Consider the following 17,484-nt stretch of genomic DNA (forward strand, 5'->3'; position numbering starts at 1 on the left):
CCAGCAGGCCCTCCGGTCCGATCATCGCCGCTGGGAGGCACCACCCCGTCCACGGCTAAGGTCGTGCGCTGTGGTGCCGCCCGTCTGCGCACCGCCTCCAGGGGGAATCTTGACGCAGGTCCGTGGGTCCGAGACGAGGGCCCGATGAAGGTGATGGTCACCGGGGCCGCCGGGTTCATCGGGTCGCACCTGGCCGAGGCGCTGGTCGCGGAGGGCCACGCGGTGGTCGGGCTCGACTGCTTCACCGACTACTACCCGCGCCCCCAGAAGGAGGCCAACCTGGCCGGCCTGCGAGCCAGCGACGCCTTCACGTTCGTCGAGGCCGACCTGCGGACCGCCGACCTCGACCCCCTCGTCGAGGGCTGCGACGTGGTCGTCAACGAAGCCGCCATGCCCGGCCTCCTGCTGGGGTGGGACGGGTTCGACACCTACCTCTCGTGCAACGTCATCGCGGCGGAGCGGCTCGGGAGCGCCTGCCTCCGGGCCGGGGTCGGCCACCTCGTGCACGCCTCCACCTCGTCGGTGTACGGCGCCGATGCCACCGGCTCCGAGGACGGGGCCCTCGCGCCCGTGTCGCCCTACGGGGCCACCAAGCTCGCCACCGAGCTGGTGCTCGACACCATGCACCGCTCCGAGGGCCTGCCCGTCACGATCCTGCGCTACTTCTCGGTCTACGGGCCCCGCCAGCGCCCGGACATGGCCTACCGAGCGCTCGGCGAGCGGATGCTGCGCGGCGAGCCGCTGACCATCCACGGCGACGGCCACCAGAGCCGCACCAACACCTACGTCACCGACTGCGTCGCCGCCACCATGGCCGCCATCGCCAGCCCCCAGCCGGGCGAGCGGTTCAACATCGGCGGGGGTCAGGAGCTGACCCTCCTCGAGGCCGTCGCCATCCTCGCCAAGGTCCTCGACGTGCAGCCCGAGCTGGTCTTCGAGGCGGCCCGAGCCGGCGACCAGCGCCGTACGGTGGCCGACTACTCGAAGGCGAACGAGGTCTTCGGCTGGTCGCCCCTGGTCGACCCCGTGGAGGGGCTCCAGCGCGAGGCCGCCTGGCTCCGGGGGCTGGTGGGCTGACCCGCGGCCTCCCGCCGCGGAGGCCGCGCCGCGAGCTGCGCCCGATCGTCCGCCCGGCCGGGCCGGCCGGGCCGGCCGGGATCAGTGCACCTCGGCGCCGGAGGCGGGCAGGGGCCGGCAGTGCCGCTCCGCCCACAGCTGCAGCGCCAGCAGGTTCCACAGGCCGCGAGTGCGGTCGTAGCGCCCGCTCAGGTGCCCATCGAACCAGGTCCGGAGCGCCTGGCGATCGAAGGCGCCGGCCGGGAACGAGTCCGGCGAGAGGACCCGCTCCTCGAAGACGGGTCGCAGGTCCTCGCGGAGCCACCGGGCCATGGGGACGGTGAAGCCCTTCTTGGCGACGGGGATCTTCTCGGTCGGGATGCGCTGGGCCAGGGCCTTGCGCAGCACGATCTTGCCGAGCGGTCCGTCGAGCGCCGCCGAGGGGTCGACCCGAGCGGCCAGGTCGAGGAGCTCGAGGTCGAGCAGCGGGACCCGCACCTCGAGCGAGTGGAACATGCTCGCCCGGTCGACCTTCTGCAGCACCATCGGCAGGTGGCAGCGGAGCTCGTTCTGCCGCACCCACTGGAGGAGCTGGTCGTCCGTGGGCAGGCCCTCCAGGTCGAACAGGTCCATCGACGCGGGCACCGCCACCAGGTCGGGAGCGAACGCATCCAGATCCTCGTCGCGCAGACCGGAGTGGGCGTCGAGGTACCACGCGCCGAGGCTCGGGAACATGATCCCCCGGGCGGGGCGCCGGTGGACCGGCAGCGGCTTCGTGGCGGCGTACGCCGCCACCCGGGCCGAACGGGGCAGACCGAACCACCTGCGGGCGGCACGGACCTTCGCGAACCGGGGGTAGCCCCAGAAGAGCTCGTCGCCGCCATCGCCCGAGAGCACGACCTTGCCGTGCTCGGCCGCGAGCGCCGACACCATGAGCGTGGGGAACGACGAGTAGTCGCCGAAGGGCTCCGTGTACGCCTGCGCCACGTCGTCGACCAGCGCCATGGCATCGAGCCCGGTGATGATCCGCAGGTGGTGGTCGACCTCGAAGTGCTGCGCGTAGACGCCGGCCGCCGCTGACTCGTCGGACACCTGGTCGTCGGTCCCGATGGAGAACGCCCGCAGGGGCCCGTCGACGTGGTCGCGCATCGCGGCCGTGACCAGCGGCGAGTCGACGCCGCCGGAGAGGAAGACCCCGACGGGCACGTCGGCCACCATCTGCCGGGCGACGGCCTCCTCCACCGTGCGGGCCACCGCCTCATCGGCCTCGCGCCCGTAGAGGCGCTCCTCCGGAGGGGGAACGACCGCCATGGACCGGAACGACCCCGTGGTGGGCGCCTCGCCGGGACGGACCGAGAGCCAGTGGCCGGGCTCGACCTGGCCGGTGCCGGTGTGCAGCCCGTACGGAGCCGGGATGAAGCCGAGGCGGAGGTAGAGCCCCAGCACCTGCGGGTCGACGTCGGCGCGATCGCAGCGCCGGTGGCGGATGACCTGGTCGTACTGGGATCCGAAGACGAAGGCCTGGGGTGACCACCACCACGAGAGGGGCTTGATGCCCACCGGGTCGCGGGCGAGCAGCAGCCTCTGGTCGCCCCGGCGGTACCACGCGATGGCGAACATCCCGTTGAGGCGGGCCAGGGCGTCGGTGCCCCACACCACCAGGGCCTGGAGGACGACCTCCGTGTCGGACGTGGACCGGAACGTGCACCCGAGGGCCTCCAGCTCGCGCCGCAGCTCGCGGTAGTTGTAGATCTCGCCGTTGAAGAGCAGCACGTGCTGCCGGTCACCGGACTCCATGGGCTGGTGGCCGCCCGCGCTGAGGTCGATGATCGACAACCGGCGGAACCCGAGGGCGCACACGGCCCCGTCGTCCCACACGCCGGCGTCGTCGGGGCCGCGGCGCGCCATCAGCTCGCTGAGGGCGTCCACCTCCTGCCGGTCCCGGTCGTCGAGCCCGTCGCGCACGAGCATCCCCGTGATCCCGCACACCTCAGGGCCGCCCTGCCGGGGAGAGGACCGAGGGACGTCGGACCGTCAGGTGCAGGAACGAGGACCAGCGGTCGACGATCGCCGTCCAGGTGAGGTGCTCGACGACCTGGATCCGTCCGGCCTCGCCCATGCGGCGGGCGCGGTCCGGCTCGTCGAGCAGACGGCCCAGCTCACGAGCGAGCGCGACGTGATCGCCCGGATCGACGAGCTCGCCGTCGATCCCCGCCCGGATGACGTCGCGGACCGCGGGGATGCCGGCGGCGACGACCGGACGGCGGGCGGCCCACGATTCGATGATCTGCATGCCGAACGACTCGTCGCGGGAGGGGAACGCGATCACGTCGCACGCCGAGAGGAACGTCGGGATCTCGTCGAAGGCGAGGTCCTCCCGCACCACCACCCGGTCGGGCTCACCCCGGGTGACGGGGTGGTCCCGGTGGCCCGACCACGTGGTGCGCGCCCCTGCCACCAGCACGGTGGTGTCCGGGTGGTGGTCCCAGATGAGCGGGGCGGCGTCGAGCAGCGTGTCGATCCCCTTGTAGCTGGCCAGCCGCCCGACGTAGCCGATCGTCGGGCGCTCCGGGAGCCCCAGCTCGGCACGCGCCGAGGAGGGGGTGCGCGCCGCGAACCGATCGAGGGAGGTGCCGGGAGGCAAGAGGTCGATGCGCTCGCTCGGCACACCCAGGGCGTGCAGGAGGTCCCGCTCGAAGCCGGTGGACGCGGTGGACCCGTCGACGCGCCGCAGCGCCCGCCGGACCCACCAGCCCGGCGCCCGGCTCGACGCGTGCAGCAGCGGCATGGACACCACCCGGGCGCGGGGCCGGGGGAGCATCGTCGGGACCAGCAGCGTCAGGAACGGAGCCGGGCAGGCGACGACCACGTCGCTGGTGCGCAGCGCGGCGCGGATGGGCCGGAGCAGGCCCGGCGAGGCCGGTCCCACCAGCAGCGGAGCGAGCGCCGCGGGGACCGCGGCGCCGTCGGCGCGGAAGATCCGCCCCAGCACCCACCGGGCGCCGCGCTGCGCTCGCAGCATCCAGGGCACGACGGCGAAGCGGCGGACCTCCACGCCCGCCAGCACCTCCCGGTGCTCCGGGATCACCCCCGGAGCGCGGCCCGAGGGCGACGTCAGCGCATCGGTCGTCAAGATGTCCACCTGGTGACCTCGAGCGGTCAGGCCCTCGGCCACCTGGCGGATGTGCTCCTGGGCCCCGCCGACGGACGGCGCGTAGTTCAGCGCGACGAAGGTGACCTTGAGCGGGCGGTCGGTGGGAGCCTCAGCCATCGGGCACCAGGTCGACGGGGACGAGCCGCGCCTCGGGGACCTGCTCACGCACGATGCGCTGGATCGCCGTGTCGGTCCGGCCGAGCGCGAAGCGCTCCACCATCGACCAGGCGACCTTCAGGTCGATCGCGGGCGACGCGCTGCGGAGGTACCACTGGTCGATGGCCAGCTTCACCGGCAGGATCTCGGTCCGGTAGACGTCCTCGGGCGCACCCTCCTCGAGGCGCTCGGACTCCCACCGCTCGACCACGAGCTGGGTCGGACCGGTGATGCCTGGTGCCACGGCCAGCGCCTCGAGCCACGCGGGGTCATCGAGGTCCACCATCGCCGGCGTCTCCGGTCGCGGTCCGAGCAGGCTCATGTCGCCCCGGACGACGTTCCAGATCTGGGGCAGCTCATCGAGGCGCCAGCGCCGCATCATGGCGCCGACAGGGGTGATGCGATCGTCGCCGACGGCGGTGATCACCGCTCCTCCCGATGAGCCGTCGGCCTCCTCGGAGCGCATCGAGCGCAGCTTCCACATCGTGAACGGCGCACCGTCGCGGCCGATCCGCGTGAGCCCGATCACGGGCGGCCCGCCGTCGGCACGACGCACCCGCCACCCCAGGACGGCGATGACCGGCGCCAGCACGGGGAGCAGCAGGCCGGCGACGATCCGATCGACCGCCGCCGAGCGCAGGCGCGCCCACGTCGACGGGCTCCCTGCTCGGCCCGTGCTCACGAAAGGATGCCCACCAGCGTCTCCAGGACCCGGTCGACGTCGTGGTCGGACAGCCCGGCGTGGAGCGGGAGGCTCAACGTCCGGGGGGCCATGCGCTCGGCGACGGCCACCCCCGAGGGCCCGATCAGCGCGTGCTCCCGGTACCAGGTGAACGTGTGGACCGGACGGAAGTGGACGCTGGTGCCGATCGCCGCCGCCGCCATCACCGAGGTCACCTCCGACCGCTCGATCCCCTCGGGGAGGACGAGCACGAAGAGGTGGTCGGCCGAACGGGGGTCGGGCGGGCCCGGCACGATCCGGCACCCGTCGAGCGGCTCGAGGACCGACCGGTAGCGGGTGACGACCTCGCGCCGTCGGGCCTGCATCTCGTCGAAGCGACGGAGCTGCGAGTGGGCCAGCGCTGCCAAGACGTCGGGCAGGTTGGCCTTGAACCCGGGCTCCACGACGTCGTAGTCCGTGACCGCGCCGATGCGGTAGCGGCCCCACGCATCGTTCGACAGGCCGTGGAGCCGTTGGCTGGAGGCATAGCGAGCCAGCTTCTCGTCGTGCGTGGCCAGCGCCCCGCCCTCGGCCGAGGTGAGGTTCTTCGTGGCGTAGAAGGAGTAGCAGGCCGACACGGTGCCCACCCCGGAGATGGGGCCTCGGTCGTCGGAGGCACCCAGGGCGTGGGCGGCGTCCTCGATGACCGGGATGCCGGCGTCGGCGGCCAGCTCGAAGACCTTCGGATCGACTGGGGTGCCGGCGAAGTGGACGACCATGAGGGCGTCGAGGCCCTCGGCGATCGCCGCCTCCACCGCGGCCGGCGAGACGTTGAGGGTGTCCTCGTCGACGTCGAGGAGCACCGGCACGGCGCCGGTGTGGACGATCGAGGAGGCCGAGGCCACGAACGTCCAGGTGGGGACGCCCACGCGGGCACCACGGGGCAGCCGGAGCGACGCCACCGAGATCTGGAGCGCAGCCGTGCACGACGAGACGGCCACGACGTGGGGCGCCTGCACCCGCTCGGCGAGCGCACCCTCCAGCGCGGCGCACTCGGCGCCCGTGCTCAGCCAGCCGCTGCGCAGCACGCGGGCGACCGCGTCGACGTCGTCGTCGGTGATGTGCGGCAGGGCGAAGGCGACCGGCGCCTGGGGATCGGTGCCCGCGCTCATCGGGCGGCAGCGGTCGCGTCGAGGAGCACCTCGATGATGCGCTGCTGGTCGGCCGCTTCCAGGTAGGGGTGCATCGGGAGGCTCAGGACCTGGTCGGCGGCCCGGTCGCTGGCGGCCATGCCGCCCGCGCCCACCGGGTAGCGCGAGTAGGCCTGCTGACGGTGCAGCGGCAAGGGGTAGTACACCGCGGTGGGGATCCCGGCCTCTCCCAGGGCCTTGGCCACGATGTCGCGGTCGTCGACCCGCACGGTGTACTGCGCCCACGCCGAGCGGACGCCGGCCGGGACCGTCGGCGTGGCGACCACGCCCTCGAGCCCCGCCGTGTAGGTGGCGGCGACCTGCGCCCGCAGCTCCAGCTCCTCGGGGAACAAGCGGAGCTTCTCGATCAAGATGGCGGCCTGGATGGTGTCGAGGCGGCCGTTGATCCCCAGCCGCACGTTGTCGTACTTGTCGGACCCGGAGCCGTGGACCCGGATGGAGCGCAGCACCTTGGCATCATCGGGATCGAGCGCCACGATGGCGCCACCGTCGCCGTAGCAGCCGAGCGGCTTGGCCGGGAAGAACGAGGTGGTGGTCAGCGGAGCGAACCGCCCGACCCGCCGGTCTCCGACCGAGCCGCCGAAGCCCTGGGCGGCATCGGCGATGACCCACAGCCCGTGGTCGGCGCACACGGCGTCGATGGCGGCATAGTCCGCGGGGAGGCCGAACAGGTCGACCGGGATGACGCCGGCCGCCTGCAACCCCGGATCGAGGCCGCGCACGGCGGCGTCGAGGCTGGCCGGATCGAGGTTGTAGGTGACCGGATCGATGTCGACGAACACGGGCGTCGCCCCGAGCAGGGCCACCGCCTCGGCGGTGGCCGCGAAGGTGAACGACGGCACGAAGACCGCCGTGCCCGAGCCGGCACCGCGCGCGAGCAGCGCCATCACCAGCGCATCGGTCCCGCTGGCGCACGACACCACCTCGCCCTCGCCGACGAAGGCGGCCAGGTCGGCCTCGAGCGCCGCGACCTCGGGACCCATGATGTACCGGCCGTGGTCGAGGACGCGGGCGAGCGCCTCGTCCAGCTGCGGGCGGATGCGGCGCTGCTGAGCGGCCAGGTCGATGAACTGCATGTCAAGCCTCCGGAGAAGAACTGGTGATCTCTCGCAACTGACCGCCGACCTCTTCGTAGCGCCGTCCGCTGCGAGGACAGGTCAGGTCCTCGCCGAGGCGCTCGCCGTCGTGGCTCATCCACCCGATCTGGCGGGCGGGCGTGCCGACCACCAGGGCGTGCGCCGCCACCGGCCGGTTCACCACCGCGCCGGCCCCGATGAAGGCGTAGGCGCCGATCTCGTTGCCGCACACGATGGTGGCGTTGGCGCCGATGGTGGCCCCGCGCCGCACCACCGTGGACCGGAACTCGTCCTTGCGAGACACCTCGGCACGCGGGTTGTACACGTTCGTGAAGACGCACGACGGCCCGCAGAACACCCCGTCCTCGAGCGTGACGCCGGCGTAGACGCTGACGTTGTTCTGGATGCGGCACCGGTCGCCGATCGCCACGTCGGGACCGACCACCACGTTCTGGCCGATCGAGCACTCGGCGCCGATCACCGAGCCCGAGATGAGGTGGGAGAAGTGCCAGACCTTGGTGCCCCGACCGATCACCACGCCATCGTCGACGTAGGCGGACTCGTGGACGACCGGCTCGTCGTCGCTCACACCAGGCCTCCGGACGGAGGGGCGAAGCTGGAGGAGGATTCGAGGGCCTCCTGGGCCCGGGCGAGGACGCGCAGCACGCGCAGTCCCTCCGCTCCATCGGTGCGGGGCGTGGCCCCGGAGGCGATGCAGTCCAAGAAGTGCTGGCACTCGTCGCGGAGGGGCTCGGACACCTGGAGGGCGACGGGCTCGGACTCGGCGCGGATGGGCTTCGGCCGCCCATCGGTCCAATCGACGCTGTGGCGGAAGACGACCAGCTTGTCGTCCCACTCGTTGCGGTCGTCGAACACCGCCATGGCTTCGCTGCCCACCACCACCAGGCGCTGCTCCTTGAACGGGTGCAGCCAGGACACGAACACGTGGGCGCGCGGGCCGCTGGCGAAGGTGAGGTGGGTGGTGGTCACGTCGGCCACCTCGGAGCTCAAGAAGACCGCTCCGGTGGCCCACACGTCGGAGGGCTCCTCGCCGACCAGGCTCAAGATCATGGAGAGGTCGTGCGGAGCGAAGCTCCACAGCGCGTTCTCCTCCTGGCGGAACTGCCCGAGGTTGAGCCGGTTCGAGTACAGGTAGCGCAGGTCGCCGAGCTCGCCCGATGCCACCAGGTCGCTGAGCGCCAGGAACGCGGGGTGGTACTGGAGCAGGTGGCCCACCATGAGGACGCGGTCCGCCGCGTGGGCGGCGGCGACGACCCGCTCGGCGTCTTGGACCTTCAGCGCGAGCGGCTTCTCGACGAAGGTGTGCTTGCCGGCCCCGAGCGCGGCCTCGGCGAGGCGAGCGTGGTCGGCCGCAGGTGCTGCCACCACCACGGCGTCGATCGTCGGGTCGGCGAGCACCTCGTCGAAGGTGGCGGAGGCGACCCCGTACGTGTCGGCGTGGGCCTGGGCGACCGCGGGATCGGGGTCGACCACGGCGGCCAAGGTGCCGAGTCCGGCATGGGTGCGCACGTGGTTCTTGCCCCACGCGCCGCAGCCGACGACCGCGACCCGCGTCGCGCGTGGTGCCGTGTTGGCGGTTCCTGGCACTCCCCCTGCCCTTCCTCGGATGAGCCGCCCACTCTAAGCCATGGCCCAATCCGCGCCGAAGCGTGACGTACCGGGCGATCGGCCGCCTGGAGCCCGTGCGATGATGCAGCGATGGAGCGCCCCACCGAGGTTCTGCTGGTGGGTCACGACGCCAGCGACACGGGTGCACCGGGGATGGCCCTGCGCTGGTCGCAGTGGGCGGCCGGCTCCGGATCGGTCGATCTGGCCGTGTGGCTGCAGCGGGGCGGGCCGCTGCAGCACCGGTTCGAGGGGGTCGGCCCGACCCGCGTCGGGGGCCGATGGTCCGAACGAGCCGCCCCCCTGATCAGGTCCCACGCGCCGCTCCCGGCGCTCGCCCGCGCCGGCGAGTCGTTCACCCGCCCTCGCCACCAGCTCGCCGGCCACCCGATCGTGGTGGCCAACACCGTGGCGGCCTGGACCGCCGCGGCGTCGGTGAGGCGACGGTCGCGGCTCGTCGTCTGGATCCACGAGCTCGACCACGTGTGCGAACGGATCCTGACGCGGCCGGAGCGCACCCGGCTCCTCGGCGAGACCGATCACCTGATCGCCACGGGCGATCGGGTCGCCGCGATGCTCCGGGACCGGTGGCAGGTGCCGCCGTCCATGGTGACCGTGGTCGACTCCTCCATCGACGCTCCCCTCCCCGACCGGTCGCCTCCCAGCGGGCACCACGACGTGATCGCCGTCGGCTCGCTCACCGCGCGGAAGGGGCCCGATGCGTTCGTCGCCGTCGTGAGCGAGCTCCGCACCCTGCACCCCACGCTCGCCGCGGCGTGGATCGGGGGCCCCGCCGATGGCTCCGTCGCCCGCCTGGTCCGCCACGACATCGAGGCAGCCGACCTGGGCGGCCACCTCGACCTCGTCGGGGAGGTTCCCGATGTCCGCGCCTGGCTTCCCCCCGATGGGATCCTCCTGCACACGGCTCGGGAGGACCCTGCACCGGTCGCGGTGCTCGAGGCGGCCAGCGAGGCCATCGCCGTCGTCACCTGGGACACCGGTGGTGCCGCCGACCTCCTGCGCCAGGCGGGGCTCGACGACCTGGTGGCTCCGGCCGGAGACGCCTTGGGCCTGGTGGAGCGGGTCCACGGTCTGCTCGCCGACCCGGCGGGGCGCCGTGCCGCTGGGTCAGCCCTCCAGGCCGCAGCCGCCTGGCGCACCACCGAGCGCCTGGCTCCCGTGGTGCACGCGGCGATCGTCGGCGCCACCCCGTGAGCAGGCCTCCGGTCCTCTGGGCCATCCTCCACGACCTCGACCGCTCGGGCGTCCCCGTGGCCCTCGCCCGCCTGGTCCGGTGGCAGGCGCGGGTCCGGCCCGATGCCGTCGAGATCCACATCCTGGCCGGGCGCGATGGGCCGCTGCGCACCGAGCTCGCCTCGGTCGCGGCCTCGGTCACCGCGCTCGAACCGGCCATCGGGCGCAGCCGGGCCCGGAGCACGGCGCTGGCCCTGGCCGAGCTGGGCGCATCCGCGGCCGGGCGCCAGGTCGACGAGCGCTGGATCCGCCACCGCGTCCGCCGCCTGCCCCGCCCCGATGTCGTGCTGGTGCAGGGCGCCGGAGCGTGGCCCACCTTCGAGGCCGTGGAGCCATCGATCGGTCAGGCCCGCGTCGTCGCCCACCTGCACGAGCTCGACGTGGCCCTCAGCCGGTCGGTCCACGGCGCCCAGGCCGAGGCGCTCCTGCTGCGTCCTGAGGCCCTCCTTGCCGTGGGCCCCGCGGTGGCCGACCTGGCGGTGCGCAGCGGGGCCCCGTCGGGGCGCCTCACCATCGTCCCCGGCTCGGTCGACGATCCCCCAGGAGGGTGGGACGCTGCCCTCGCGCCCGGTCCCCGCTCGGCACTCGTGTCCATCGGCACGGCCGGCTGGCGCAAGGGCACGGATCTGGCGATCGCGGGTGCCCACGAGCTGGGCCGCACCCATCCGGCCGCTCGTTGGCACTGGGTCGGCGCCCCGGAGCCCTCGCCCTGGCGGCTCGCGGCGGGGAGCTCCGACCCCCTCGTGCGTCACCCGGCCACCGAGGCGCCCTGGTCGGCGGTCACCGACGTCGCCGCCCTCGTGGTCCCCAGCCGGGAAGACCCGCTGCCCCTCGTGGCCTTGGAGGCCGGCTCCCGCGGCGTGCCGGTGGTGGCGGTGCGCACCGGTGACCTGGCGGCGCTGCTCGCTGCCGATCGCGGCCTGCTCGCCGCCCCCGGCGACCTGTCCGGGCTGGTCGCCGCGGCCACCGCCTGCCTCGACCAGCCCGGAGCGGCCGACCAGCGGGCCCTCGCCCTGCGCCGGTACGTCCGCGACGAGCACGCCACGGTCGTCGTGGGCCCTCGCTGGCTCGATGCCGTCCTGGGCGCCTGACGGAACCGCTACCTGACGGAACCGGTGCTCGCCCGCTCCGGGTGCGGGCGCGACGAAGGGGTGCCCGGAGGCACCCCTTCGTGACGTCTGCGGTGATCGCGGCCTCAGCGAGGCCAGGGATCAGACCTGCTGGAGCTTGATCTCGATGTCGACGCCGGCCGGCAGATCGAGGCGCTGGAGCGAATCGACCGTCTTGGGCGTGGGCTCGAGGATGTCGAGGAGGCGCTTGTGGATGCGCATCTCGAAGTGCTCGCGGGAGTCCTTGTACTTGTGGGGCGACCGGATCACCGTGTAGCGGTGCTTCGTGGTGGGAAGCGGGATCGGCCCACGGACCGTGGCGTTGGTGCGCAGCACCGTCTCCACGATCTTCTTGGTGGACTGGTCGATCACTTCGTGGTCGTACGCCTTGAGGCGAATGCGGATCTTCTGTGCGTCTGCCATGTCAGCCCTTACTTCAGGATCTCGATGACGCGGCCGGCGCCCACGGTGCGGCCACCTTCACGGATGGCGAACCGAAGGCCCTCATCCATGGCGATCGGCGCGATCAGCTCCACCGTCATCGACGTGTTGTCACCCGGCATGCACATCTCGGTGCCCTCCGGCAACGTGATCGTCCCCGTCACATCCGTGGTCCGGAAGAAGAACTGCGGCCGGTAGTTCGCGAAGAACGGCTTGTGACGACCACCCTCCTCCTTCGTCAACACGTACACCTCACCAACGAAGTCGGTGTGCGGCGTGATGCTGCCCGGCTTGCACAGCACCTGACCCCGCTCCACCTCTTCCTTCTTCGTGCCACGAAGCAGCGCACCGATGTTGTCGCCCGCCATGCCCTCATCGAGCAGCTTGCGGAACATCTCCACACCCGTGCACGTCGTCTTCTGCGTCGGCTTGATCCCGACGATCTCCACCTCATCACCCGTGTGGATCTGACCCTGCTCCACCTTGCCGGTCACCACCGTCCCACGACCCGTGATCGAGAACACATCCTCGATCGGCATCAAGAACGGCTTGTCGATGTCACGCACCGGCTCCGGCACGAACGAATCGACCTCCGCCATCAGCTCCAGCACCTGCGCCGCCGCATCCGCATCACCCTCGAGCGCCTTGAGCGCCGACACCCGAACCACGGGCGTGTCATCACCAGGGAACTCGTACTCCGTCAACAGCTCACGGACCTCCATCTCCACCAACTCGAGGAGCTCCTCATCATCGACCATGTCGCACTTGTTCAACGCGACCACGATCGACGGCACCCCGACCTGACGAGCCAACAGCACATGCTCACGAGTCTGAGGCATCGGACCATCCGTCGCCGCCACCACGAGAATGGCCCCATCGACCTGCGCCGCACCCGTGATCATGTTCTTGATGTAATCCGCGTGACCCGGCATATCCACATGCGCGTAGTGACGGTTCGCCGTCTCGTACTCCACATGCGAGATGTTGATCGTGATCCCCCGCTGCCGCTCCTCCGGAGCCTTGTCGATCATGTCGAACGGCGTGAACGCCGTCGTCGGATCCGCATCATGGAGCGTCTTGGTGATCGCCGCCGTCAACGTCGTCTTGCCATGGTCGATGTGACCCATCGTGCCAATGTTCAGGTGCGGCTTGTTCCGCTCGAACTTCTCTTTACCCATGGCAGTTGCCCTGGAGCCTTTCGTCTACGTGTTGATCTGGTACGGGTTGGTGAATGCGTGTGAGAACTGGGATTACTCGCCGCGCAAGCGCGCGACGATCTCTTCTTGGATGTTGCTCGGCATCTGCTGGTAGCTGTCGAACTGCATCGTGTAGTTGGCGCGACCTTGGGTGCGCGAACGGAGGTCGGTAGCGTATCCGAACATCTCCGACAGGGGCACTTCCGCCCGGATGGCGGTGGCGTTGCCGCGCTGCTCGTTGCCGCTGAGGCGGCCCCGGCGAGACGACAGATCGCCCATCACGTCACCCATGTAGTCCTCGGGGGTCACGACCTCGACGGCCATGATGGGCTCGAGGAGCACGGGCTTGGCCATGCGGGCGGCTTCCTTGAACGCCATGGTGCCGGCGATCTTGAACGCCATCTCCGAGGAGTCCACGTCGTGGAAGGAGCCATCCAGCAGGGTGGCCTTCACGTCGATGATCGGGAAGCCGGCGAGCACGCCCGACGACAGCGCCGCCTGGATGCCCTGATCGACCGGACCGATGTACTCCTTGGGGATGCGCCCGCCGGAGATCTTGTCGGTGAACGAGTAGCCCTCACCGGGCTCGCCCGGCTCCAGCATGATCGTGACGTCGGCGAACTGGCCCGAGCCACCCGTCTGCTTCTTGTGGGTGTAGCGGTGCTTCTCGACGATCCGGGTGAGCGCTTCGCGGTAGGCCACCTGGGGCTTGCCGACGGTGGCCTCGACGCCGAACTCCCGCATCATGCGGTCGACCAGCACCTCGAGGTGCAGCTCGCCCATGCCGGAGATCAAGGTCTGCCCGGTCTCTTCGTCGGTCTTCACCACGAAGGTGGGATCTTCCTCGGCGAGGGAGTAGAGGGCCTTGCCCATCTTGTCCTGGTCGACCTTGGTCTTGGGCTCGACGGCGACCTGGATCACGGGCTCGGGGAAGGTGAGGTCCTCGAGGATGATCGGGTTCTTCTCGTCGGAGATGGTGTCGCCGGTGCGGGTGTTCTTGAGGCCGATGCCCACCGCGATGTCGCCGGCGGACACGAAGTCGAGGTCCTCACGGTTGTTGGCGTGCATGAGCAGGATGCGCCCGACGCGCTCCTTGGAGCCCGTGCGGCTGTTGAGGACGCTGTCGCCCTTGTGCAGCGTGCCGGAGTACACCCGGAAGTAGGTGAGCTTGCCGTGCGGGTCGGCGACGATCTTGAACGCCAGGGCCGAGAACGGCGCCTTGGCATCGGGGTCGCGGGTGGTGGGGGCGCCGCCCTTGAGCTCCACGCCGTCGACCGGCGGGAGGTCGAGGGGCGAGGGGAGGTAGTCGACCACGGCGTCGAGCAGGGGCTGGACGCCCTTGTTCTTGAAGGCCGAGCCGGTGAGCACGGGGACGAGCTCGTTGGCGAGGGTGGCCTTGCGGATGGCGACCTTCAGGTCGGCCTCGGTGATCTCTTCGTCGCCGAGGTACTTCTCGAGGATGTCGTCGTCGACGGAGCCGACGGCGTCGAGCAGCTCGTGACGCATCTCCTCGGCCTTGTCGGCGAGGTCGGCGGGGATGTCGACGATGTCGAACTTGGCGCCCAGCTCTTCGCCGCCCCACACGAGGGCCTTCATCTTGAGGAGGTCGACCACGCCGGCGAACTCGGACTCGTAGCCGATCGGGATCTGCAGCACGGCGATGTTGGCGCCGAGGCGGTCCTTGATGGAGGCCACCGCGTCGTAGAAGTTGGCGCCCATGCGGTCGAGCTTGTTGACGAAGCACATGCGCGGCACGCCGTACTTGTCGGCCTGGCGCCAGACGGTCTCGGTCTGGGGCTCGACGCCGGCGACGCCGTCGAACACCGCGACGGCACCGTCGAGCACGCGCAGCGACCGCTCCACCTCGACGGTGAAGTCGACGTGGCCGGGGGTGTCGATGATGTTGATCCGGTGGTCGTTCCAGAACGTGGTGGTGGCGGCGGAGGTGATGGTGATGCCGCGCTCTTGCTCCTGGACCATGTGGTCCATGACGGCCGCACCCTCGTGGACCTCACCGATCTTGTAGGTCTTGCCGGTGTAGTAGAGGATCCGCTCGGTCGTGGTGGTCTTGCCCGCGTCGATGTGGGCCATGATCCCGATGTTGCGGTAGCGCTCGAGTGGGATGTTGTCGGGCATCTGCTTGATCTCAGTTCACGTCTGGTGCTGGTTCCATGCCACGACCGGGTCCTGCGCAGCAGGCCCGGTCGTATGCATGCCGAACCCGGAGGCTCGTAGGGATGGGAAGGTCTTGATGCCCGAAGGCGACTACCAACGGTAGTGGGCGAAGGCCTTGTTCGACTCTGCCATCTTGTGCAGATCTTCACGGCGCTTCACCGAGGCTCCGATGCCGTTGCTGGCGTCGAGGATCTCGTTGGCCAGGCGCTCGGCCATGGTCTTCTCACGGCGCTGCCGCGAGTAGCCCACGAGCCAGCGGATGGCCAGGGTGTTGGCCCGACGGGGCTTGACCTCGACGGGGACCTGGTAGGTCGCGCCACCGACACGGCGGCTGCGGACCTCGAGCTGGGGGCGGACGTTGTCGACCGCACGCTTCAGCGCACCCACCGGATCGTCGGTGCCGGTCTTGGTCTGCACGATCTCGAGCGCTTGGTACACGATGCGCTCGGCGGTGGAGCGCTTGCCGTGGCGCAGGACCTTGTTGACGAGCTGCGTGACGACGACCGACCGGTAGATCGGGTCGGGCATGAGCTCGCGGCGGGGTGCGGGACCCTTGCGGGGCATGTCAGCCTTCCTTCTTCGCGCCGTAACGGCTGCGGGCCTGCTTGCGGTCCTTCACACCGGAGGTGTCGAGGGTGCCGCGGATGATCTTGTAACGGACACCGGGAAGGTCCTTCACACGGCCACCACGGACCATGACGATGGAGTGCTCCTGGAGGTTGTGGCCTTCACCGGGGATGTAGGCCGTGACCTCGACGCCGCTCGACAGGCGGACGCGGGCCACCTTGCGCAGGGCGGAGTTCGGCTTCTTGGGGGTGTTCGTGTACACGCGGGTGCAGACGCCACGGCGCTGCGGCGCGCCCTTGAGGGCGGGCGTCTTGCCCTTGGTGGGCTTGTCCTGGCGGCCCTTGCGGACCAGCTGCTGGATGGTGGGCACGAACGAACCTCTCGATGACTTCGATGGTGGCTCCCGAACGACGACATCCGTCGTTGAGCCGAAGAGACATGCTAGGAGGACACCCCCGGTCGGAGCAAGATCGGCCACCTGGTCACGGTGGGGAGGCCCAGGGGCCCGGCCACTAGCGTCCCCAGCGATCATGAGCGCGCAACCACCTCAGGTGACCTTCGCTGGCTGGCAGCTCGGCGGATACGGCGGGATGGAGACGAGGATCCTGGCCGCCGCGGACCTGGCGGCGGCGACAGGCCACCGGGTCGCGATCCGCGCCGGCCGCTCCACACCGCCCGGGTCGACCACCGCAGACCGCCTGGCCGCCTACGACTTCAGCGCCCTGGAGCACCTCTGGGAGTCCACCGCCAGGTCGAGGGCCCTCGATGTCACCGGACGAGCCCTCGTGCGCGTCGGCAACCGTCAGGCCATCGCCAACCAGCGCGCCGGGCGCCGGCTCGGCACCCACCGGGTGGTCCGGCGGATGGCCGCCCGCTACTGGGACGGGCCGGGCCAGGAGGTGCTCGCGAACACGAGCGTGCTCCACCTCTTCGGGCCCCCGCTCCCCTTCGTCCAGCAGGGCCTGGCCGCCGCGCACGCCGCCGGGGTGCCGGTGCTCTACCAGTCGGTCCACGAGATCACGCCCGAGTACGCCGCCAACATCTACCGGAAGGGCTTCCGGGGGACCTGCAACCAGCTCGACCTGATCCTGATCTCGCACCCGGGGCAGGTCGCCGACTTCGCCGAGCACTTCGACTACCAGGGCCGCACGGTCACGATCAGCCAGTCGGCCCTCGACATCGAGGACGACCTGCTGGAGCTTCAGCGGGCGTCGGCCCGGCCGGCCGGCGAACCGCTCGTGATCGGCACCCTGTGCCGGCTCGACGAGGTCAAGGGCCTCGACGTGCTCCTGGAGGCGTTCGCCCGCATCGCCCCAGGCGCGTCCGACGTCGTGCTGCGCATCGGCGGGACCGGCGCCCAGGAGCAGGCGCTGCGCGCCCAGGCCGAGGCGCTGGGCATCAGCGCGCGCGTGGAGCTCCCGGGCCTGGTGACCGACCGGGCCGCGTTCTACGCCGGGCTCGACGTCTTCGCCATCACCTCGCGCTCGGAGGGCGGCCCCGTCACCGGCGTCGAGGCCATGGCCGCGGGGCTTCCGATCGTCTCGACGGCGGTGGGGGCCATGCCCGATCGCCTCGACGGCGGGCTCGGCCTCCTCGTCGAGGTCGACGACGTCGACGCCAGCGCGACGGCGCTCGGCCGGCTCGTCGCCGACGCCGACCTGCGGCGGTCGCTCGGAGCCGCGGCGCGGGAGCGGTACGTGGACCGGTACACCGAGCGCGCGCAGCAGGCGGCGCTCACCGCCCTGTGGGACGAGCTGATCGCCCACCACCCCGCCTCGCCGCGCTGACGCCTGCGGGCACGG

Annotated in this window: 16 protein-coding genes; 4 read left to right on the forward strand and 12 right to left on the reverse strand. The window is 71.2% G+C overall.

Annotation, left to right across the window (positions count from 1 at the left end; genetic code table 11):
- Positions 1 to 144: 144 nt before the first annotated feature.
- Positions 145 to 1,077, forward strand: a complete 933-nt coding sequence (locus ACPPVX_RS07360) for an NAD-dependent epimerase/dehydratase family protein (protein ID WP_426574249.1) — start codon at positions 145 to 147, stop codon at positions 1,075 to 1,077.
- An 81-nt stretch (positions 1,078 to 1,158) separates the two neighbouring features.
- Here the strand turns inward: ACPPVX_RS07360 and asnB are convergent, their stop codons facing one another.
- The 7 genes from asnB to ACPPVX_RS07395 are packed head-to-tail and all read right to left on the reverse strand — an operon-like array spanning position 1,159 to position 8,922.
- Positions 1,159 to 3,045, reverse strand: a complete 1,887-nt coding sequence (asnB, locus tag ACPPVX_RS07365) for an asparagine synthase (glutamine-hydrolyzing) (RefSeq protein WP_426574250.1) — start codon at positions 3,043 to 3,045, stop codon at positions 1,159 to 1,161.
- A gap of 1 nt (position 3,046) precedes the next feature.
- On the reverse strand, positions 3,047 to 4,327 hold the full coding sequence (locus ACPPVX_RS07370; RefSeq protein WP_426574251.1) for a glycosyltransferase family 4 protein: 1,281 nt from the start codon (positions 4,325 to 4,327) through the stop codon (positions 3,047 to 3,049).
- Positions 4,320 to 5,048: a sugar transferase gene (locus ACPPVX_RS07375; RefSeq protein ID WP_426574252.1), complete on the reverse strand. Its 729-nt coding sequence runs from the start codon at positions 5,046 to 5,048 to the stop codon at positions 4,320 to 4,322. The genes ACPPVX_RS07370 and ACPPVX_RS07375 overlap by 8 nt, the downstream gene beginning before the upstream one ends.
- Positions 5,045 to 6,199 (reverse strand): DegT/DnrJ/EryC1/StrS family aminotransferase, encoded by a 1,155-nt coding sequence (locus tag ACPPVX_RS07380; RefSeq protein WP_426574253.1) that lies wholly within the window; start codon positions 6,197 to 6,199, stop codon positions 5,045 to 5,047. Before ACPPVX_RS07380 ends, ACPPVX_RS07375 begins: the two co-directional genes overlap by 4 nt.
- Complete coding sequence (locus ACPPVX_RS07385) at positions 6,196 to 7,314, reverse strand: DegT/DnrJ/EryC1/StrS family aminotransferase (protein ID WP_426574254.1); 1,119 nt, start codon at positions 7,312 to 7,314, stop codon at positions 6,196 to 6,198. The genes ACPPVX_RS07380 and ACPPVX_RS07385 overlap by 4 nt, the downstream gene beginning before the upstream one ends.
- A 1-nt stretch (position 7,315) precedes the next feature.
- Positions 7,316 to 7,903 (reverse strand): acyltransferase, encoded by a 588-nt coding sequence (locus tag ACPPVX_RS07390; RefSeq protein WP_426574255.1) that lies wholly within the window; start codon positions 7,901 to 7,903, stop codon positions 7,316 to 7,318.
- Entirely contained in the window at positions 7,900 to 8,922 is a 1,023-nt protein-coding gene (locus ACPPVX_RS07395; RefSeq protein ID WP_426574256.1) for a Gfo/Idh/MocA family protein, read from the reverse strand. The genes ACPPVX_RS07390 and ACPPVX_RS07395 overlap by 4 nt, the downstream gene beginning before the upstream one ends.
- Positions 8,923 to 9,033: 111 nt before the next feature.
- Between ACPPVX_RS07395 and ACPPVX_RS07400 the strand changes: the two genes are divergently transcribed.
- Together ACPPVX_RS07400 and ACPPVX_RS07405 are read left to right on the forward strand one after the other, a co-directional pair.
- The gene (locus tag ACPPVX_RS07400) at positions 9,034 to 10,155 is read left to right on the forward strand and encodes a glycosyltransferase family 4 protein (RefSeq protein ID WP_426574257.1); all 1,122 of its coding nucleotides are present in this window, start codon (positions 9,034 to 9,036) and stop codon (positions 10,153 to 10,155) included.
- Positions 10,152 to 11,285, forward strand: coding sequence for a glycosyltransferase family 4 protein (locus ACPPVX_RS07405; RefSeq protein ID WP_426574258.1), 1,134 nt, complete (start codon positions 10,152 to 10,154; stop codon positions 11,283 to 11,285). The genes ACPPVX_RS07400 and ACPPVX_RS07405 overlap by 4 nt, the downstream gene beginning before the upstream one ends.
- Positions 11,286 to 11,405: 120 nt before the next feature.
- On the opposite strand, the gene rpsJ is transcribed toward ACPPVX_RS07405, so the two are convergent.
- The 5 genes from rpsJ to rpsL form a co-directional block, all read right to left on the reverse strand.
- Positions 11,406 to 11,726 carry a 30S ribosomal protein S10 gene (gene rpsJ, locus ACPPVX_RS07410; RefSeq protein WP_426574259.1) on the reverse strand — a complete coding sequence of 107 codons (321 nt, stop codon included), beginning with the start codon at positions 11,724 to 11,726 and terminating at the stop codon, positions 11,406 to 11,408.
- A gap of 8 nt (positions 11,727 to 11,734) precedes the next feature.
- The gene (gene tuf, locus ACPPVX_RS07415) at positions 11,735 to 12,922 is read right to left on the reverse strand and encodes an elongation factor Tu (RefSeq protein ID WP_426574260.1); all 1,188 of its coding nucleotides are present in this window, start codon (positions 12,920 to 12,922) and stop codon (positions 11,735 to 11,737) included.
- A gap of 72 nt (positions 12,923 to 12,994) precedes the next feature.
- A complete protein-coding gene (gene fusA / locus ACPPVX_RS07420; RefSeq protein ID WP_426574261.1) occupies positions 12,995 to 15,076 on the reverse strand; it encodes an elongation factor G in 2,082 nt (693 codons plus the stop codon).
- Between the two features lie 129 nt (positions 15,077 to 15,205).
- The gene (gene rpsG, locus ACPPVX_RS07425; protein WP_426574262.1) at positions 15,206 to 15,679 is read right to left on the reverse strand and encodes a 30S ribosomal protein S7; all 474 of its coding nucleotides are present in this window, start codon (positions 15,677 to 15,679) and stop codon (positions 15,206 to 15,208) included.
- A 1-nt stretch (position 15,680) separates the two neighbouring features.
- Entirely contained in the window at positions 15,681 to 16,052 is a 372-nt protein-coding gene (gene rpsL / locus ACPPVX_RS07430; protein WP_216997204.1) for a 30S ribosomal protein S12, read from the reverse strand.
- A 220-nt stretch (positions 16,053 to 16,272) separates the two neighbouring features.
- Between rpsL and ACPPVX_RS07435 the strand changes: the two genes are divergently transcribed.
- Complete coding sequence (locus tag ACPPVX_RS07435; RefSeq protein WP_426574263.1) at positions 16,273 to 17,469, forward strand: glycosyltransferase; 1,197 nt, start codon at positions 16,273 to 16,275, stop codon at positions 17,467 to 17,469.
- Positions 17,470 to 17,484: the final 15 nt, after the last annotated feature.

Origin of the sequence: Aquihabitans sp. McL0605 (assembly GCF_049993875.1) — a bacterium.
Lineage (GTDB): Bacteria > Actinomycetota > Acidimicrobiia > Acidimicrobiales > Iamiaceae > Aquihabitans.